Source organism: Novilysobacter longmucuonensis (assembly GCF_046600735.1).
GTDB classification, from domain to species: Bacteria; Pseudomonadota; Gammaproteobacteria; order Xanthomonadales; family Xanthomonadaceae; genus Novilysobacter_A; species Novilysobacter_A longmucuonensis.
In genome coordinates this window covers 138,951-154,965 of record NZ_JBJMAW010000006.1, presented here as the reverse complement: position 1 = coordinate 154,965, position 16,015 = coordinate 138,951, and the positions used below count along the sequence as shown (strand labels likewise).

13 protein-coding genes and 2 tRNA genes are annotated in these 16,015 nt (G+C 66.8%); 7 read left to right on the top strand and 8 right to left on the bottom strand.

What is annotated here, in order from left to right; all coding sequences use genetic code 11:
* The first annotated feature begins 111 nt into the window (after window positions 1-111).
* Both guaA and tadA read left to right on the top strand, forming a co-directional pair.
* Complete coding sequence (guaA, locus tag ACJQWM_RS08330; RefSeq protein WP_332702410.1) at window positions 112-1,677, top strand: glutamine-hydrolyzing GMP synthase; 1,566 nt, start codon at window positions 112-114, stop codon at window positions 1,675-1,677.
* Window positions 1,678-1,889: 212 nt separating this feature from the next.
* Window positions 1,890-2,369, top strand: a complete 480-nt coding sequence (gene tadA / locus ACJQWM_RS08325; protein WP_411300881.1) for a tRNA adenosine(34) deaminase TadA — start codon at window positions 1,890-1,892, stop codon at window positions 2,367-2,369.
* 40 nt (window positions 2,370-2,409) lie between these two features.
* Here the strand turns inward: tadA and ACJQWM_RS08320 are convergent, their stop codons facing one another.
* Window positions 2,410-2,883, bottom strand: coding sequence for a DUF2721 domain-containing protein (locus tag ACJQWM_RS08320; RefSeq protein WP_330970079.1), 474 nt, complete (start codon window positions 2,881-2,883; stop codon window positions 2,410-2,412).
* Between the two features lie 69 nt (window positions 2,884-2,952).
* On the opposite strand from ACJQWM_RS08320, the gene orn reads away from it, so the two are divergent.
* On the top strand, window positions 2,953-3,528 hold the full coding sequence (gene orn, locus ACJQWM_RS08315; protein ID WP_332702356.1) for an oligoribonuclease: 576 nt from the start codon (window positions 2,953-2,955) through the stop codon (window positions 3,526-3,528).
* 110 nt (window positions 3,529-3,638) lie between these two features.
* Here orn and ACJQWM_RS08310 read toward each other — a convergent pair whose 3' ends face one another.
* Both ACJQWM_RS08310 and ppsA read right to left on the bottom strand, forming a co-directional pair.
* Window positions 3,639-4,529 carry a mechanosensitive ion channel family protein gene (locus ACJQWM_RS08310; protein ID WP_330970191.1) on the bottom strand — a complete coding sequence of 297 codons (891 nt, stop codon included), beginning with the start codon at window positions 4,527-4,529 and terminating at the stop codon, window positions 3,639-3,641.
* 19 nt (window positions 4,530-4,548) lie between these two features.
* On the bottom strand, window positions 4,549-6,939 hold the full coding sequence (gene ppsA, locus ACJQWM_RS08305; RefSeq protein ID WP_332702354.1) for a phosphoenolpyruvate synthase: 2,391 nt from the start codon (window positions 6,937-6,939) through the stop codon (window positions 4,549-4,551).
* Window positions 6,940-7,160: 221 nt separating this feature from the next.
* On the opposite strand from ppsA, the gene ppsR reads away from it, so the two are divergent.
* From ppsR to ACJQWM_RS08285, 4 genes are all read left to right on the top strand, one after another.
* Window positions 7,161-7,982, top strand: coding sequence for a posphoenolpyruvate synthetase regulatory kinase/phosphorylase PpsR (ppsR, locus tag ACJQWM_RS08300; RefSeq protein WP_332702353.1), 822 nt, complete (start codon window positions 7,161-7,163; stop codon window positions 7,980-7,982).
* 201 nt (window positions 7,983-8,183) lie between these two features.
* Entirely contained in the window at window positions 8,184-8,699 is a 516-nt protein-coding gene (locus tag ACJQWM_RS08295; protein WP_332702352.1) for a DUF1249 domain-containing protein, read from the top strand.
* A gap of 22 nt (window positions 8,700-8,721) precedes the next feature.
* Window positions 8,722-8,797, top strand: a tRNA-Ala gene (locus ACJQWM_RS08290).
* Between the two features lie 64 nt (window positions 8,798-8,861).
* A tRNA-Glu gene (locus ACJQWM_RS08285) sits at window positions 8,862-8,937 on the top strand.
* A 186-nt stretch (window positions 8,938-9,123) separates the two neighbouring features.
* On the opposite strand, the gene ACJQWM_RS08280 is transcribed toward ACJQWM_RS08285, so the two are convergent.
* The 5 genes from ACJQWM_RS08280 to ACJQWM_RS08260 form a co-directional block, all read right to left on the bottom strand.
* Window positions 9,124-9,519: a copper-binding protein gene (locus tag ACJQWM_RS08280; RefSeq protein ID WP_332702351.1), complete on the bottom strand. Its 396-nt coding sequence runs from the start codon at window positions 9,517-9,519 to the stop codon at window positions 9,124-9,126.
* Window positions 9,520-9,549: 30 nt separating this feature from the next.
* On the bottom strand, window positions 9,550-12,723 hold the full coding sequence (locus tag ACJQWM_RS08275) for an efflux RND transporter permease subunit (RefSeq protein ID WP_332702350.1): 3,174 nt from the start codon (window positions 12,721-12,723) through the stop codon (window positions 9,550-9,552).
* Window positions 12,720-14,135, bottom strand: a complete 1,416-nt coding sequence (locus tag ACJQWM_RS08270) for an efflux RND transporter periplasmic adaptor subunit (protein WP_332702349.1) — start codon at window positions 14,133-14,135, stop codon at window positions 12,720-12,722. Before ACJQWM_RS08270 ends, ACJQWM_RS08275 begins: the two co-directional genes overlap by 4 nt.
* Window positions 14,132-15,346 (bottom strand): TolC family protein, encoded by a 1,215-nt coding sequence (locus ACJQWM_RS08265; protein WP_332702348.1) that lies wholly within the window; start codon window positions 15,344-15,346, stop codon window positions 14,132-14,134. The genes ACJQWM_RS08270 and ACJQWM_RS08265 overlap by 4 nt, the downstream gene beginning before the upstream one ends.
* Before the next feature lie 153 nt (window positions 15,347-15,499).
* The gene (locus ACJQWM_RS08260; RefSeq protein ID WP_332702347.1) at window positions 15,500-15,880 is read right to left on the bottom strand and encodes a hypothetical protein; all 381 of its coding nucleotides are present in this window, start codon (window positions 15,878-15,880) and stop codon (window positions 15,500-15,502) included.
* Window positions 15,881-16,015 lie beyond the last annotated feature (135 nt).

The following is a 16,015-nucleotide window of genomic DNA, read 5'->3' as shown; positions in this document are numbered from 1 at the left end:
AGTGAGTGAAGAGGAGTGAGGAGTGGGAGCCGATGCTCCCGCACCGTTCGCACCGCTTTCTCTCGCTTCTCACTCCTCTCCACTCACTTCTCGCCCATGACCATCGCCCACATCGACGACATCCATTCCGACCGCATCCTGATCCTGGATTTCGGCGCGCAGTACACGCAGTTGATCGCCCGCCGCATCCGCGAGATCGGGGTCTACTGCGAAGTCTGGGCCTGGGACCACGATCCGGCCGAGATCGCCGGCTACGGTGCCAACGGCATCATCCTCTCGGGCGGTCCGGAGTCGACCACGGCACAAGGCGCGCCGCGGGCGCCGCAGGAGGTGTTCGATTCCGGCCTGCCGATCCTGGGGATCTGCTACGGGATGCAGACGCTGGCGGTGCAGCTGGGCGGTTCGACCGAGGCGGCCGACGCACGCGAGTTCGGCCACGCCGAGGTCGAGCTGTTTGCCCACGATGCGCTACTGGGCGGCCTGAGCGACCACGCAGGCCAGCCGCGCCTGAACGTCTGGATGAGCCACGGCGACCACGTCGCCACCGCGCCGCCGGGGTTCACCGTGACCGCACGCACCGACCGCATCCCGGTCGCGGCGATGGCCTGCGAGGACAAGCGCTGGTACGGCGTGCAGTTCCATCCGGAAGTCACCCACACCCTGCAGGGCCAGACCCTGCTGCGTCGTTTCGTCACCGAGATCTGCGGCTGCCAGACCTTGTGGACCGCCGCGCACATCATCGACGACCAGATCGCCCGGGTGCGCGAACAGGTCGGCAGCGACGAGGTGATCCTGGGCCTGTCCGGCGGAGTCGACTCCTCGGTCGTCGCCGCGCTGTTGCACAAGGCCATCGGCGACCAGCTGACCTGCGTGTTCGTCGACACCGGCCTGCTGCGCTGGCAGGAGGGCGACCAGGTGATGGCGATGTTCGCCGAGCACATGGGCGTGAAGGTGATCCGGGTCGACGCCGCCGACCGCTACTTCGCGGCATTGGAAGGCGTCAGCGACCCTGAGGCCAAGCGCAAGATCATCGGCAACCTGTTCATCGACATCTTCGACGAAGAGTCGTCGCGGCTCGCCAATGCGAAGTGGCTGGCGCAGGGCACCATCTACCCCGACGTGATCGAGTCCGCCGGCAGCAAGACCGGCAAGGCCCACGTCATCAAGAGCCACCACAACGTCGGCGGACTGCCCGAGCACATGAAACTCGGGCTGGTCGAGCCGCTGCGCGAGCTGTTCAAGGACGAGGTCCGTCGCCTCGGCGTCGAGCTCGGCCTGCCCGAGCCGATGGTCTACCGCCATCCGTTCCCCGGCCCGGGCCTGGGCGTGCGCATCCTGGGCGAGGTCAGGCAGGAGTACGCCGAGCTGCTGGCCCAGGCCGACAACATCTTCATCGAGGAGCTGCGCAGGGCCGACCTGTACGACAAGACCAGCCAGGCCTTCGCGGTGTTCCTGCCGGTGAAGTCGGTCGGCGTGGTCGGCGACGCGCGCGCCTACGAATGGGTGATCGCCTTGCGCGCGGTGGAGACCATCGACTTCATGACCGCACACTGGGCGCACCTCCCGTACGAGTTTCTCGGCCGGGTTTCTAACAGGATAATCAACGAGTTACGAGGCGTTTCTCGTGTTGTCTATGACATCAGTGGCAAGCCGCCTGCGACGATCGAGTGGGAGTAGGGGCTTTTTTGACGCGGATCAACGCGGATAAAAGCGCGGATAGAGCAAAGGTTGTGATGGCTAGTTCGTCTTTCGTAGTTCGTAGGATGGGTTGAGCGCAGCGAAACCCATCGTGGTCTCGGTCGATGGGTATTCGCCTTCGGCTCAACCCATCCTACGGCTCTGTTGTTCTGCTTGGTCCGCTGTTATCCGCGTCAAAAATGTTAGCGCCCATGAACACCGACGAACACTGGATGCAGCACGCGCTCGCCTTGGCCGAGCGTGCCGAGCGCGAGGACGACGAGATTCCGGTCGGCGCGCTGTTGGTATCAGCCGCGGGCGAGGTCCTGGGCGAGGGCTGGAACCGCAACATCACCGAGCATGACCCGACCGCGCACGCCGAAGTCGTCGCGATGCGCCAGGCCGGTGCACGCATTGGCAACCACCGGCTGCTAGGCAGCACGCTGTACGTGACCCTGGAGCCGTGCGCGATGTGCGCGATGGCGATGATCCATGCGCGTGTGGCGCGCGTGGTCTATGCGGCCAGCGATCCCAAGACCGGCGCCGCCGGCAGTGTGTTCGATCTGTTGGCCGACCCGCGCCACAACCACCGCGTCGAAGTGCAGGGTGGGGTGCTCGGCGAGGCGGCTGCGGCGCGGCTGACCGCCTATTTCCGCCGCAAGCGCGGCAAGGCCACGCCGGCCGCGTCCTAGTCAGCTCTTGTCGAGCATGATCAGCTCTGGTCGAGCATGCTCAGCTCTTGTCGAGCATGGCGCGTGCGCGCTCGTGGGCGTGGTCCATTTCCTCGTTGAGCGCGGCCACCGCGAGCGCGGCTTCGCGCGACAGGCTTAGGCTCGCGGCAAACATGGTCAGCACGCCCAGCACCGCCAATGCCGTCGGCATGTACCCGAGCCGGTAGTCGAGGAATGCGTCGATCGCGACCGTCAGGCTGGTGCCGACGAAGAAACTGATCGACCCGTAGAGCAACTGGCTGCCACGCAGGATCAGGTTGGAGCGACGCCGCTGGATCCGGATTCGGCGCTCGATCCGCAGGATATGCTCGTCATCGTCCTTGCCGTCCTCAAGCTCGCGCAGCAAACCGCGCAGCCGGTCGACCACGCGCGCCAGCCGGTTGTTGGCCGACAGCAGCAGCGATGCGGTGGCGGTCAGGAAAAACGCCGGCGCCAGCATCGCGGTGAGGATTGCGTAGTGTGCATTCTGGAACATCGGATCGCTCGTGGCAGTCGCGGGGCGTGGGCTATCATGCCGCGACACCGACAAGACAGCGAGCCATCAATGCAAAGGACTGGGGCCGAGCACCGGCTTATCTGGATCGACCTTGAGATGACCGGACTGGACACCGACCGGGACTCGATCCTCGAGATCGCCACGGTGGTGACCGATGCCAACCTCGAGGTGCTGGCCGAGGGTCCTGAACTGGCCATCGCGCATTCGCTGCAGACGCTGGAGGCGATGGACGAATGGAACCGCAACCAGCATCGCAAGTCCGGATTATGGCAGCGGGTGCTGGAGCAAGGCGTGGCAATGGCCGAGGCCGAGCAGCGCACGCTCGCATTCCTCGGCAAGTGGGTGGCGGCCAATACCTCGCCGATCTGCGGCAACTCGATCTGCCAGGACCGGCGCTTCCTGCACCGGCAGATGCCGCAACTGGAAAAACACTTCCACTACCGCAACCTCGACGTCAGTACCGTCAAGGAACTCGCCCGACGCTGGGCGCCGGAAGTGCTGGCCGGCGCCGGCAAGGAATCCAAGCACACGGCGTTGAGCGACGTGCAGGACTCGATTGCGGAGTTGCGGCACTACCGGTATTTCATGGGCCAGTTGAGCGGCCTGCATCCGGTCGAGGATTGACCGCGCCACAGCACCTGTAGGAGCGGCTTCAGCCGCGATCAGTTGCCGTCCAGCGGACCGACTGGCACGCGAGACTCGCCATTGCGATGCTCCTACAGGGGCGTCGGGCTTCAGCCGCCTTCGATCTGGTTGGCGGCCTGGGGGCTCAGCAGTCGCGGGTCGATGATGCTGCCGTCGCGGGCGTCGTGGTGATAGACGTGCACATCGCGCTGCGGGAACGGGATGTTGACGCCGATCGCGTCGAAGCACTTCTTGATGCGTTCGGTCAATTCGCACTTGGTCACGAAAAAGTCGGCATTGGCGACGTGGCAGCGGATGCCGAGATCGACGCTGTTGTCGCCCAGCGCATAGACCAGCACGTCGGGCGCCGGGTCCTCCAGCACCCGCTCGTCGCCGTGCATCAGCTCCAGCGCCGCCGCACGCGCGGCGTCGATATCGCTGTTGTAGGCAATGCCGATCACCAGCTCAATGCGACGCCTAACGTCCGGGGTCAGGTTGATGATCGAGTCGGTGGTGACCAGGCTGTTGGGCAGCACGATGGTCTGGTTGTCGGGGCCGCGCAGCACCGTCTGGAAGATGCTGACCGACTCGACCAGGCCGGTCTGCCCGCCGACGGTGACGATATTGCCGACGCGGAAGGGCTTGAGCGTCACCAGCATCACGCCGGACGCGATGTTGGACAACGAATCCTTCAATGCCAGGCCGATCGCCAGGCCGGCGGCACCGAGCACCGCGATCATCGAGGTCATCGGAATGCCGATGAACTGCAGCACCGCCAGAATCAGCACCACCACCAGCAGCACATAGGCCACCTTTCGCAGGAACAGCACCGCGGTCGCCTCGACGCGAGACCGGGTGAGTGCCTTCTCGGCCAGTCCCGAAACCCACGTGGCGACACGCAGCCCGATCAGCAGGATCAACAACCCGCCGAGCACCTTCGCGCCCCAGGTCATCGCGATTGCCTGCCAACTGCCCGCTTCCAGGTTGCTTAACCAGTCCATACGGCCTCCCTCTACTCGATTAGCCAGCCTTCGCCTTCGCAAGCCGCAACCAGGTATCAACCACCGTGTCGGGGTTCAGCGACACCGAGTCGATGCCCTGGTCCATCAGCCATTCGGCCAGGTCAGGGTGATCGCTGGGTCCCTGGCCGCAGATGCCGACGTACTTACCCTTGGCGCGGGCGGTCGAGATCGCCATCGACAGCAGCTTCTTGACCGCGGGGTCGCGCTCGTCGAACAGGCTGGACACCAGTGCCGAATCGCGGTCCAGCCCGAGGGTCAGCTGGGTCAGGTCGTTGGAGCCGATCGAGAAGCCGTCGAAGATATCGAGGAACTCGTCGGCGAGCAGGGCATTGGACGGTAATTCGCACATCATGATGATCTTGAGATCGTCCTTGCCCTGTTCCAGCCCGTTGGCACGCAGCACCTCGACCACCTTGCGGCCTTCCTCCAGGGTGCGCACGAACGGGATCATGACCCAGCAATTGGTCAGGCCCATCTGCTCGCGCACCTTCAGGACCGCGCGGCACTCCAGCGCGAACGCGTCGGTGAAGCTGGGATCGACGTAGCGGCTGGCACCGCGAAACCCGATCATCGGGTTCTCCTCGTGCGGCTCGTAGCGCGCGCCGCCGATCAGGTTGGCGTATTCGTTCGACTTGAAGTCCGACAGCCGCACGATCACCGGGTTGGGTGCGAACGCAGCGGTGATCGTGGCAATGCCCTCGGCCAGCCGGTCGACGTAAAAGTCGACCGGGTCATCACCGTAACCGGCAATGCGCGCGTCGATCTTCTGCTTGGTCGCTGCATCCTGTTGCGCATACTCCAGCAGCGCCTTGGGGTGGATGCCGATGTGGCTGGCGATGATCATCTCCAGCCGCGCCAGTCCGACGCCGGCGTTGGGCAGCATCGCAAAATCGAACGCGCGCTCCGGGTTGGCGACGTTCATCATCACCTTGAGCGGCGCCGGCGGCATCTTCTGCAGGTCGGCGGTATGGCGCTCGAAGGGCAGGGCACCGTCGTAGATGAAGCCGGTGTCGCCCTCGCAGCAGCTGATGGTGACCGTCTGGCCGTCGCGGATCGTGTCCAGCCCGTTGCCGGTGCCGACCACCGCCGGCACGCCCAGCTCGCGCGCGATGATCGCGGCGTGGCAGGTGCGGCCACCGCGGTTGGTCACGATCGCCGCCGAACGCTTCATCACCGGCTCCCAGTCGGGGTCGGTCATGTCGGCGACCAGTACGTCGCCGGGCTGCACGCGACTCATGTCATTGAGGTTGCGCACCACGCGCGCGACGCCGCTGCCGATCCTCTGGCCGATCGCGCGGCCCTCGCAGATCACCGGGCCGCGCTCGCCGAGCTGGAAGCGCTCGATCTGGGTGGCCTTGCCGCGCGACTTCACCGTCTCCGGGCGCGCCTGCACGATGAAGAGCTTTCCGCTGACGCCGTCCCGCGCCCACTCGATGTCCATCGGGCGGCCGTAGTGCTGCTCGATCACCAGCGCCTGCCGCGACAGCTCGTGCACGTCCTCATCGCTCAGCGAGAAGGTGTTGCGCAGCTCGGCCGGGGTCTCCTCGGTGCGCACGCGCTCGCCGGGCTGGTCGGAGTAGACCATGCGCAGCTGCTTGGCGCCGATCGTGCGCCGCAGGATCGCCGGCTTGCCCTGCTGCAGGGTGGGCTTGTAGACGTAGAACTCGTCGGGATTGACCGCGCCCTGCACGACCATTTCGCCGAGCCCGTAGCTGGAGGTCACAAACACCACGTCGCGGAAGCCGGACTCGGTATCGAGCGTGAACAGCACGCCGGAGGCACCGACGTCGGACCGGACCATCAACTGCACGCCGGCCGACAGGAACACGTCCTCGTGCTTGAAGCCGTGGTGCACGCGGTAGGCGATCGCGCGGTCGTTGTAGAGGCTGGCGAAGACTTCCTTGACCTTGACCACCACGTCGTCCTCGCCGGTGACATTGAGGAAGGTTTCCTGCTGCCCGGCAAACGACGCATCCGGCAGATCCTCGGCGGTGGCCGAAGAGCGTACCGCCACCGCGACGTCGTTGCCGTTGGAGCCGGCGCTGGCGTTGTCCTGGCACAGCTGGCGATAGGCGGTGCGGATGTCCTGGTCGAGTTGCGGCTGCAATGGCGCGGCGATCACCCAATTGCGGATCTCGGTGCCGGCCGCAGCCAATGCCCCGACATCCTCGACATCCAGCGGAGCCAGGCGATCGAAGATCCGCTGATGCAGATCGTTGTGGGCGATGAAGTCCTTGAATGCCTCGGCCGTGGTGGCGAAGCCGCCCGGTACCGATACGCCGAGTTTCGCGAGGTTGCCGATCATCTCGCCGAGCGAGGAGTTCTTGCCGCCGACGCGGGCCAGGTCGTTGAGGCGCAGCGCGTGCAGCCAGAGGATGTTCTCGTTCAAGGCGGGCGATCTCCGTGGGGGCAGCAATATCGGGGGGCGAGGGCAGGGAGCGATGTGGCGCGAGAATATGCCGGCTGCGGTGGACACGGCGTTTGCGGGCGCGGCCAAGCGGCTATGATCGCTGTTGCGTCGGGTGCTTACAAGCTTGATCCGGCGGGCTTTTTCCTATCTGGAGGCAGGCCTGCGGAGTAATCCGCAGGTACATATTGCGAGGTGATTCGATGACGGGCTTGCGTCCGGTTTTCTACATTTCCGACGGTACCGGCATCACCGCCGAGACGATCGGCCACAGCCTGTTGACCCAGTTCACCACTACGCGTTTCGTCAGCGACCGCATCGCGTTCGTGGACTCCATCGAACGTGCCGGTGAAGCCGCCGTGCGCATCCGCGCCGCGGCCGAACTGCACGGCGTGCGGCCGGTGGTCATCAACTCGTGCATGGATGGCAACGTCAGCGCGGCGCTGGCCGAGAGCGGCGCGCTGATGCTGGACGTGTTCGCGCCTTTCATCGAGCCGCTGGAGCAGGAGTTCGGCGAGAGCCGCCAGCACACCGTCGGCCGGGCCCATGGGCTGATCGATTTCGACACATACCATCGCCGCATCAATGCGATGAACTACGCGCTCAGCCACGACGACGGCGCCAGCATCGACTACAGCGACGCCGACCTGATCCTGGTGGCGGTGTCGCGCGCCGGCAAGACCCCGACCTGCGTCTACCTGGCGCTGCACTACGGCGTGCGCGCGGCCAACTATCCGCTGACCGAGGAAGACCTCGAGCACGACCGGCTGCCGCCGCGCCTGCGGCCGTTTCGCAACAAGCTGTTCGGGCTGACCATCGACCCGGTGCGCCTGCAGCAGATCCGGCAGGAGCGCCGTCCGGATTCGCGCTATGCCAAGCTGGAGACCTGCAAGCGCGAGGTCGCGGCGGCGGAAATGATGTTCCGCGCCGAACGCATTCCGACGCTGAGCACCACGCACACCTCGATCGAGGAAATCTCCAGCAAGGTGCTGACCTCATTGGGCATCCAGCGCGAGATGTTCTGAAGCCGGCTCGCCATGCGCGCTGTGTTGTAGGAGCGCCCCATGGGCGCGATGCTTTCGCATCGTCTGATCGAAGAACATCACGCCCATGGGGCGCTCCTACGGAAGCGTTGATCTCGACCAACGCTGAACCATAAAGTTATGCGCGTCGCAGGACGTTCGTCAATGCTGCCGCGCCGCCGCCGGCGCGTGTAGCATCGGGCCATGAATTCGCTTGCCACCCGCACCGCCCGCATTCCGCGCCTGTCCCGCCTCGGCTGGTTGATGGGCCTGTATGCCGAGAACCACGCGCGCATCGAGCGTCTGTTCGCACCAGCGAAGCTGGCTCCGGGACGATATCTGTCGCAGGTCGATGACCAGCTAGACCTGCATCTCGATGTCATCGAGCAACATCGCTACACGACCGAGCTCCGGCTGAGCTACGCGATGACCGATCCGCAGACCGGCGAGCCCGACCCGTCGGCCTACCTGCGGTTGTACAACGATGCGCGCCAGGTGGAAGCCACGCACTGCTACATCGGCCGCCGCTGGCAGGACGTCATCGGCATGTATCCGCCGCCCGCACGGCTGTTCGGCCACCGCCTGCGAATGAACACGTTCCTGGGCAAATGGCTCGAATACCTGGCCGAGCGCGGGCACGGCGTCGGCACGTTGGGGTTCGCGGGGGAAATTCCGCGCGAAACAAAAAGAGCGCTTGACGATCCGGAAATCGCTGCTTAAGCTTGTCGACTTTCCAGCACGTGGGGCCATAGCTCAGCTGGGAGAGCGCTACAATGGCATTGTAGAGGTCGGCGGTTCGATCCCGCCTGGCTCCACCATCTCGCTGGAACGTGTCAGGCCCGACTGCGTGAAAGGCAGTCGCAAAAGGGCTGAGTTTTCCGCGTCCCCATCGTCTAGAGGCCTAGGACACTGCCCTTTCACGGCGGCGACAGGGGTTCGAATCCCCTTGGGGACGCCATCTCGTTTCTGCAACGAAGCCCGCCACTGGCGGGCTTCGTTGTTTCCGATGGTCGGAGACCGGAACGGGCAGGCGCACTTCCCTTCTGCGGAGGACGCGGCGCGGCAGGACCTCTTCGCAGGTCTACCGCGCCGGAGCCAGGCAGTTCATCACCCGCTCGCCAGGCCTGCACGCCTGCGCGCGTACCTACTGGCTTGAGATCGAGGTGATCGTGCCGTCCATGCCGGTCGAGGTGAACTCGAACGACACCTCGTCGCCCGGCTCGATCGAGCCCAGATCGATCCCGGGCGCCTGGAACGTCATCGTCATCGCAGGCCATTGCAGTGCGTCGACGGGGCCATGGTCGATGGTGATGGTGCCGGCGGAGGCATCGACGGCCTGCACGGTGCCGGTGGTCGATGCACTGGTCGTGCCGGCGTTGTCGCGCTGCATGCCCTGCATGCCATCGGCGCCGGGCGCCGGCGCGGCCGGTGCCGCTGCATCAGGCGCTGCCAGGTTCTGCTCGTCGGCCTCTGGTGAGCAGCCGGCGAGCAGCCCGAGTGCAAGCAGCGCGGTCATCGTGTACGTGGTCAGGGTCTTCATGTGGTTCTCCTGGGGTTTGTGGAGCGGGATCTATGGAGTCGGGATCGGTGGAGTCCGGCTGATGGAGCCGGCGTTGGAGCGGTTGCGAACCAGTTCGCGTCGGCGCAGCCAGCGATAGGCCGCCGGGATTGCCAACATCGACAACAGCGGCGCGCTGAGCATGCCGCCGACCATTGGCGCGGCGATGCGTTGCATGACCTCCGAGCCGGCGCCGCCGCCGATCAGGATCGGCAGCAGACCGGCCAGGATCACCGCCACGGTCATCGCCTTGGGCCGGACGCGTTGTACCGCACCTTCGCGGATGGCGGCGTCAAGTTCGGCCTCGCCGGCCTGCGGGTTGGCCGCCAGCTGGCGCTCCCAGGCCTGGCGCAGGTACAGCAGCATGATGATGCCGAACTCGGCGGCCACGCCCGCGAGCGCGATGAACCCGATCAGGGTAGCGACCGAAATCGCATGGCCCAGCAGCCAGATCAGCCACAAGCCGCCGATCAGTGCGAACGGCAGGCTGAGCATGATGATCCCTGCCTCCGACGCGCGCCGGAACACCAGCCATATCAGGCCGAAGATGATCAGCAGCGTCGCCGGGATCACCACCCGCAGGCGCTCGCTCGCGCGCTGCAGGTATTCGTACTGGCCCGACCAACCCAGCGAATAGCCGGCCGGCAACGGCACCTCCGCGGCGATGGCCTGCTGCAGGTCCTCGACCACCGAGCCGAGATCGCGATCGGCGACATCGACGTAGACATAGCTGGCCAGCCGGGCGTTGTCGCTCTTCAGCATCGGCGGGCCGGTCGTATACGACACCTCTGCCACTTGCCCCAAAGTCAGCTGCACGCCGCCAGGTGCAACCAGCGGCAGCTGCGCCAGCTCCGAGGGCGAGTCGCGGAGTGCGCGTGGGTAGCGCACCAGCACCGGATAGCGTTCGCGGCCCTGGATGGTCTGGTCGATCGGCTGGCCTCCGACGACGGTGGCGACCAGCCGCTGCACATCGGCCTGAGTGAACCCGTAGCGCGCTGCCGCCTGCGGTCTGACCTCGACATCGAGATAGCGACCGCCGGCGATGCGCTCGGCCACCGCGGAGCTCACGCCGGGCACCGTTCGCGCGACCTGTTCGATCCTGTCGCCGAGGCTCGCCAGCACCTCGGTATCCGGGCCGAAGATCTTGATGCCGATCGGGCTCTTGATACCGGTGGCGAGCATGTCGATGCGGTTGCGGATCGGCGGCACGAACAGGTTGGTCAGGCCCGGCACTTGCACCGCCGCGTCCAGCTCCTGCTGCAGCTTCTCCATGGTCATGCCGGGGCGCCATTCACTTTGCGGCTTGAACGTGATCGTGGTCTCGAACATCACCAGCGGCGCCGGATCGGTCGCGGTATCGGCGCGCCCGGCCTTGCCGAACACGTGCGCGACCTCGGGCACGGTCTTGAGCATGCGGTCGGTCTGCTGCAGCAGTTGCGCGGCCTTGCCGGCCGACAGCCCGGGCAGCGCGGTCGGCATGTACAGCAAGGTGCCCTCGTTGAGCGGCGGCATGAACTCGCTGCCCAGTTTCAACAGCGGCAGCAGGCTGAGAAGCAGCACCGTGCCGGTCAGCGCCAGGGTCATGCGCGGACGCCGCAGCACGGCTTCCAGGACCGGACGGTAGGCCTTGATCAGCCCGCGATTGACCGGGTTGTCGCGCTCCGGACGGATGCGCCCGCGGATCAGGTAACCCATCAGCACCGGGACCAGCGTGATCGACAGCATGGCCGCGGCCGCCATCGAATAGGTCTTGGTGAATGCCAATGGCGAGAACAGCCGGCCCTCCTGCGCCTGCAGCGAGAACACCGGGACGAATGACAGGGTGATCACCAGCAGGCTGACGAACAGCGCCGGCCCGACTTCGCTGGCCGACTCCCCCATCAGTTGCCATCGTTCCAGGCCCTTGGGATCGCGTGCGTTGCGTTCGCGAAACTCTTCCAGATGTTTGTGTGCGTTCTCGATCATCACCACCGCCGCATCGACCATCGCGCCGATCGCGATGGCGATGCCGCCCAGCGACAGCAGGTTCGCGCTGATGCCCTGGTAGCGCATCACGATGAACGCGGCGAGCACGCCCAGCGGCAGGCTGATCACCGCGACCAGCGCCGAGCGCACGTGCCACAGGAACAACACGCAGACCAGCGCGACGATGAGGAACTCCTGGGCCAGCTTGCCCGCGAGGTTGTTCACGGCATCCAGGATCAGCCCGGAGCGGTCGTACACCGGCACCACCTCGACCCCCGGCGGCAGGCTGTCCTGCAACTGGGCGAGCTTGGCCTTGACCGCATCGATCGCGTCCAGCGCGTTCTTGCCCGAGCGCAGCACGATGATGCCGCCGACGACCTCGCCCTCGCCGTCGAGTTCGGCGATGCCGCGGCGCAGGGTCGGGCCGCGTACGACCCGTGCCACTTCATCCAGCAGCACCGGCACGCCACCGGTGGTGACCGGCACGTTCTCGAAGTCCTCGCGGGTTTGCAGATAGCCTTCGCTGCGGACCATCAGCTCGGCCTCGGCCAGCTCGATCACCGAACCGCCGGTGGCGCCGTTGGCGGCGCGGATCGCCTCGACCAGTTGCGCGACGCCGATGCCGCGGGCGGCGAGCGCCTGCGGATCCGGCACGACCTGCCAGGCCTGCACCATGCCGCCGATACTGGCGACCTCGGCCACGTCGGGAATGGTCTTGAGCTCGTAACGCAGGAACCAGTCCTGCAGCGAGCGCAGCTCGCCCAGGTCGTGCGCGCCGGTACGATCGACCAGCGCGTACTGGTACACCCAGCCCAGCCCGGTCGCGTCGGGGCCGAGCGACGGCGTGATCCCCTCGGGCAGGCTGTCACGCGCCTGGCTCAGATACTCCAGCACGCGCGAGCGCGCCCAGTACAGGTCGGTGTCGTCGTCGAACAGCACGTAGACGTACGAATCGCCGAAGAACGAATAGCCACGCACGTCCTTGACGCCCGGCACCGACAGCATCGTCGTGGTCAGCGGGTAGGTGACCTGGTCCTCGACGATGCGCGGGGTCTGTCCGGGCCATTCGGTCCGGATGATGACCTGGGTGTCGGACAGGTCGGGCAACGCGTCCAGAGGGGTACGGAAGACCGACAGGACTCCCCATACCGTCAGCAGCAGCGCAGCGAACAGTACGATGACGCGGTTGGCGATCGACGCGCGGATGATTGCGGCGATCATGGAGTCGGCTCCGCGGCGGCGGGCACGTCGGTCGACGAAGCCGCTTCGGGCGCCGGTTCGGCCGCATCATCCGCGTCGTCGGCACCGTCCATTCCGGGCATGCCATCCATGTCCGGCATCCCGGGCCCGGGCGTGCTCGAGTCAGGCATGCTCGAGTCAGGTGCGGCGTCGCTGGCCGCGTCGTCCTGGCCCGAGGCAGTGCCCAGGCGCTCCAGTGCGCCGGACAGGTTTGCCTCCGAGTCGATCAGGAACTGCCCCGACGCCACCACCTGCTCACCGCCCTCCAGGCCCGACAGGATTTCGGTGAAACCGCCGCCGCTGCGCCCGGTCTGCACCGCCACCGGCCGGAAGCGACCCTCCTGGTCCATCAGGATCACGCGCGCCTCGTTGCCCGCGCCGATCACGGCATCCGACGGCACCAGCGGCTGTTGCGCCCCATCGACCGGCTGCAACGTGATCTGCGCGAACATGCCCGGTGCCAGCACGCCATCGGGGTTGTCGAGCACGATCCGCGCCTGCTGCGTGCGGCTGCCGGTTTCGATCTGCGGCAGCAGGGTTTCCACGCGCCCCTCGAACACGCGTCCGGGCATGGTGCTCACGCGCGCCTCGACCGGGGTGCCGGGCACGATGGCGCCAACGGCAGCCTGCGGGATCGCCGCTTCCAGCCACACCGTGTCGGTGCCGTTGACGCGGAACAGCAGCATGCCGGTTGGCGCCGCCTGGCCTTCGCGCACGCCGATTTCGCTGACCACGCCGTCGACCGGTGAGGTCAGGACGATGCGGCCATCGCGCGTCGTTGCACCCGGCGGTAGTCCCAGTACCTGCAGCCGTTCGCGCGCGGCCGATTGCAGCGCCTGCGCCGAGGCCGAATCGGCCTGGCCCAGCGCCCGGGCTTCGGCCAGTGCGCTGCTCCACGCCGGGGCCAGGATCGTCGCCAGCGGCTCGCCGGCACGGACCGGTTGGTACGGCGCCTTGACGAACAGGCGATCGACCACCGCATCGACCCGCGCACTGACGACGTGCTCCTGCCGCAGGTCCCAGCCGATCGTGCCGGGCACGCTGACGGTGCCGGCGAGACTGCCGCGCTCTACCTCCACGGTGCGGATGCCGAGGTTCTGACGTGTGCCCGGGGCGATGCTGATGCCGCTCGCGGTCGCTTCATCGGCGTACTTGGGCACCAGTTCCATGTCCATGAACGGCGACGGGCCCGGCTGGTCGAAATGCTGGCCCGGCACCATCGGGTCATACCAGTACAGGACCTCCTGCTCGGTGGCAGGGGCCACGCCGTCGGCGGCGGCGCCGGAAGCGGGCGGCGCGGATGACTGGCTTGCCCACCAGTAGCCCACGCCGATGCCGCCTGCCAGGATGGCAAGTGAAAGCGCGATGATGAGAGTGCGATTGTTGAAGTTCATCGCTGCGGCTCCTCCGGAAGCAGATAGGCAAGCGCCGCCCAGGCACGTCCAAGCCCCTGCAGGCGTTGTGTGTGGTCGATCAGGATGTCGAGCTCGTCGCGCCGGGCATCCAGCCACGGCCGCACCGGAGCGCCAGCCCGGTAGGCCGCCAGAGCGGTCGCGGTGCGATCCCGCGCCAGCGGCAGCAATGCATTCCGGTCACGCGCTACTTGCGCCTTGAAGCCTTCCCATCGCGCAACATCGGCGCGGATCCGGGCCGCCTGCTGGCGGCGCAGGTCCTCCCGCATCGCCAGCGTCGCCTGGTATTCGGCCTGGCGGGCGGCAACGCCGCGGTCCTGCCGGTTGCGGGTGAACAGCGGCAGCTCGATCCCGAACTCCAGCATCACCATGTCGCTGCGATCGCCACCGCGCTGGCCGTAGGAGGCGGCGACGCTCCAGTCCGGACGCTTCTCCGCGCGCGCAAGATCCACCGCGGCGGCCGCGGTCTCGATTTCCGCCGTGGTCGGCAGCAGCGGTCCCAGCCGGTCCAGCGCGGCCAACAGTTGGGCTTCCGACACAGGCAAAGCGGTGAAGTCGGGCGCCTCATCGGTAAACAGCAGCGTGCCGTCGCCGAGCCAGCGCGCCAGTTCCACCTGCGCCGCCGTCTCGGACGCGCGAGCCGCTTCGATGCGGTTGTCCAACTCCAGCAACGCCGCCTCGGCTGCCAGCGCGTCGGCCACCGGCTCGGTCCCGCCGGACACACGTGCACGGGCGAGCCGGCTGGCCAGCTCGGTTTCCTCGCGCAGGGCCATCAGCTCGTGCAGTTCGCGCTGTGTGGCCCATAGATCGATCCAGGCGCCGGCAGTCTCGCGGCGCACCTGGAGATGCTCCGCCTGGGCATCGGCCTGGGCCTGGTCGATATTGCGCGCCGCCAGCGAACGGCGCGCCTCCCGCTTGGCACGCGCTGGAACCTCCTGGCGCAGGCCGATGCGCTTCATGGTCATGAAGTCGGCCTGGACATCGAACGCATCGGTGCCGGTGACCGGCATATTGTCGATGCCGACGGCCAGGGTCGGGTCGGGCAGGGCGCCGGCGCGGCGCGACTCCTGCTGCGCCGCCTCGATCTGAGATCGGCGCGCATCGAGCAACGGGGCGCGCTCGACCGCGAGGCGGGTCGCCTCTTCCAGCGAAAGCACAGGTGGCGCGGCGAAGGCCGCAAGCGGGACCGCCAACAGCAAGATCAGCGGGCACATCCTGGTCGCGCGAGCAAGCGAGCGCGCAACACAGACAGTCTGGGTATGGAACAGCATGGAACCTCCGGAACGAAAGCGTCAGCAACGCGAGGCGCACATTGCGCCGGCGTGATTCACGACGTCGTTCGGGGTCTAGATCAACAAGCTGCAGTAGCGCAGACGCGCCGGAGGATCCGATCTGGCGACCGGTACCTCCGTGACCATCACATGCGATACGTGCTGTTCCAGCACGAGGTCGAACGCGACCGGCGGCAGCGCCAGTGCCGGCACACCCGGGGGGGCGGCGTGATCGGCGGCAATCGACAGGTCCGGCGCGCAATGTTTGGCGCACAACACCGGAGACTGCTCGACTTGCTTGATGCCCATCTGCTCGCAAGCCTCGGTCATGGCGACCGGATCGGACGGCATGCGGGTTAGCGTGCAGGCGTACGCAGCCACCGCGACCTGCTGAAACAGCAGGCTCAGGATCACCACGAGGGCGATACGCATGCGGTGGCGGCCACGGCGGGTCATGCGCGGCATTCTACACTCCGTGCCGCCGTAGCGGGGCGTGAAGGCTGAACATCCGGTACGGCTAGGCGTGCGACACACTGGGCCCAAGCCCAACGCGCCGAGCCAAGGCTGACGCCGCGAGCATGCACTTCATAG

What these genes read in the sequence shown, in the direction of transcription:
- tadA (WP_411300881.1), top strand. Translation starts at nt 1,890, where the DNA reads ATGAACACCGACGAACACTGGATGCAGCACGCGCTCGCCTTGGCCGAG.
- ACJQWM_RS08320 (WP_330970079.1), bottom strand. Translation starts at nt 2,883, where the DNA reads ATGTTCCAGAATGCACACTACGCAATCCTCACCGCGATGCTGGCGCCG.
- orn (WP_332702356.1), top strand. Translation starts at nt 2,953, where the DNA reads ATGCAAAGGACTGGGGCCGAGCACCGGCTTATCTGGATCGACCTTGAG.
- ACJQWM_RS08310 (WP_330970191.1), bottom strand. Translation starts at nt 4,529, where the DNA reads ATGGACTGGTTAAGCAACCTGGAAGCGGGCAGTTGGCAGGCAATCGCG.
- ppsR (WP_332702353.1), top strand. Translation starts at nt 7,161, where the DNA reads ATGACGGGCTTGCGTCCGGTTTTCTACATTTCCGACGGTACCGGCATC.
- ACJQWM_RS08295 (WP_332702352.1), top strand. Translation starts at nt 8,184, where the DNA reads ATGAATTCGCTTGCCACCCGCACCGCCCGCATTCCGCGCCTGTCCCGC.
- ACJQWM_RS08280 (WP_332702351.1), bottom strand. Translation starts at nt 9,519, where the DNA reads ATGAAGACCCTGACCACGTACACGATGACCGCGCTGCTTGCACTCGGG.
- ACJQWM_RS08275 (WP_332702350.1), bottom strand. Translation starts at nt 12,723, where the DNA reads ATGATCGCCGCAATCATCCGCGCGTCGATCGCCAACCGCGTCATCGTA.
- ACJQWM_RS08270 (WP_332702349.1), bottom strand. Translation starts at nt 14,135, where the DNA reads ATGAACTTCAACAATCGCACTCTCATCATCGCGCTTTCACTTGCCATC.
- ACJQWM_RS08260 (WP_332702347.1), bottom strand. Translation starts at nt 15,880, where the DNA reads ATGACCCGCCGTGGCCGCCACCGCATGCGTATCGCCCTCGTGGTGATC.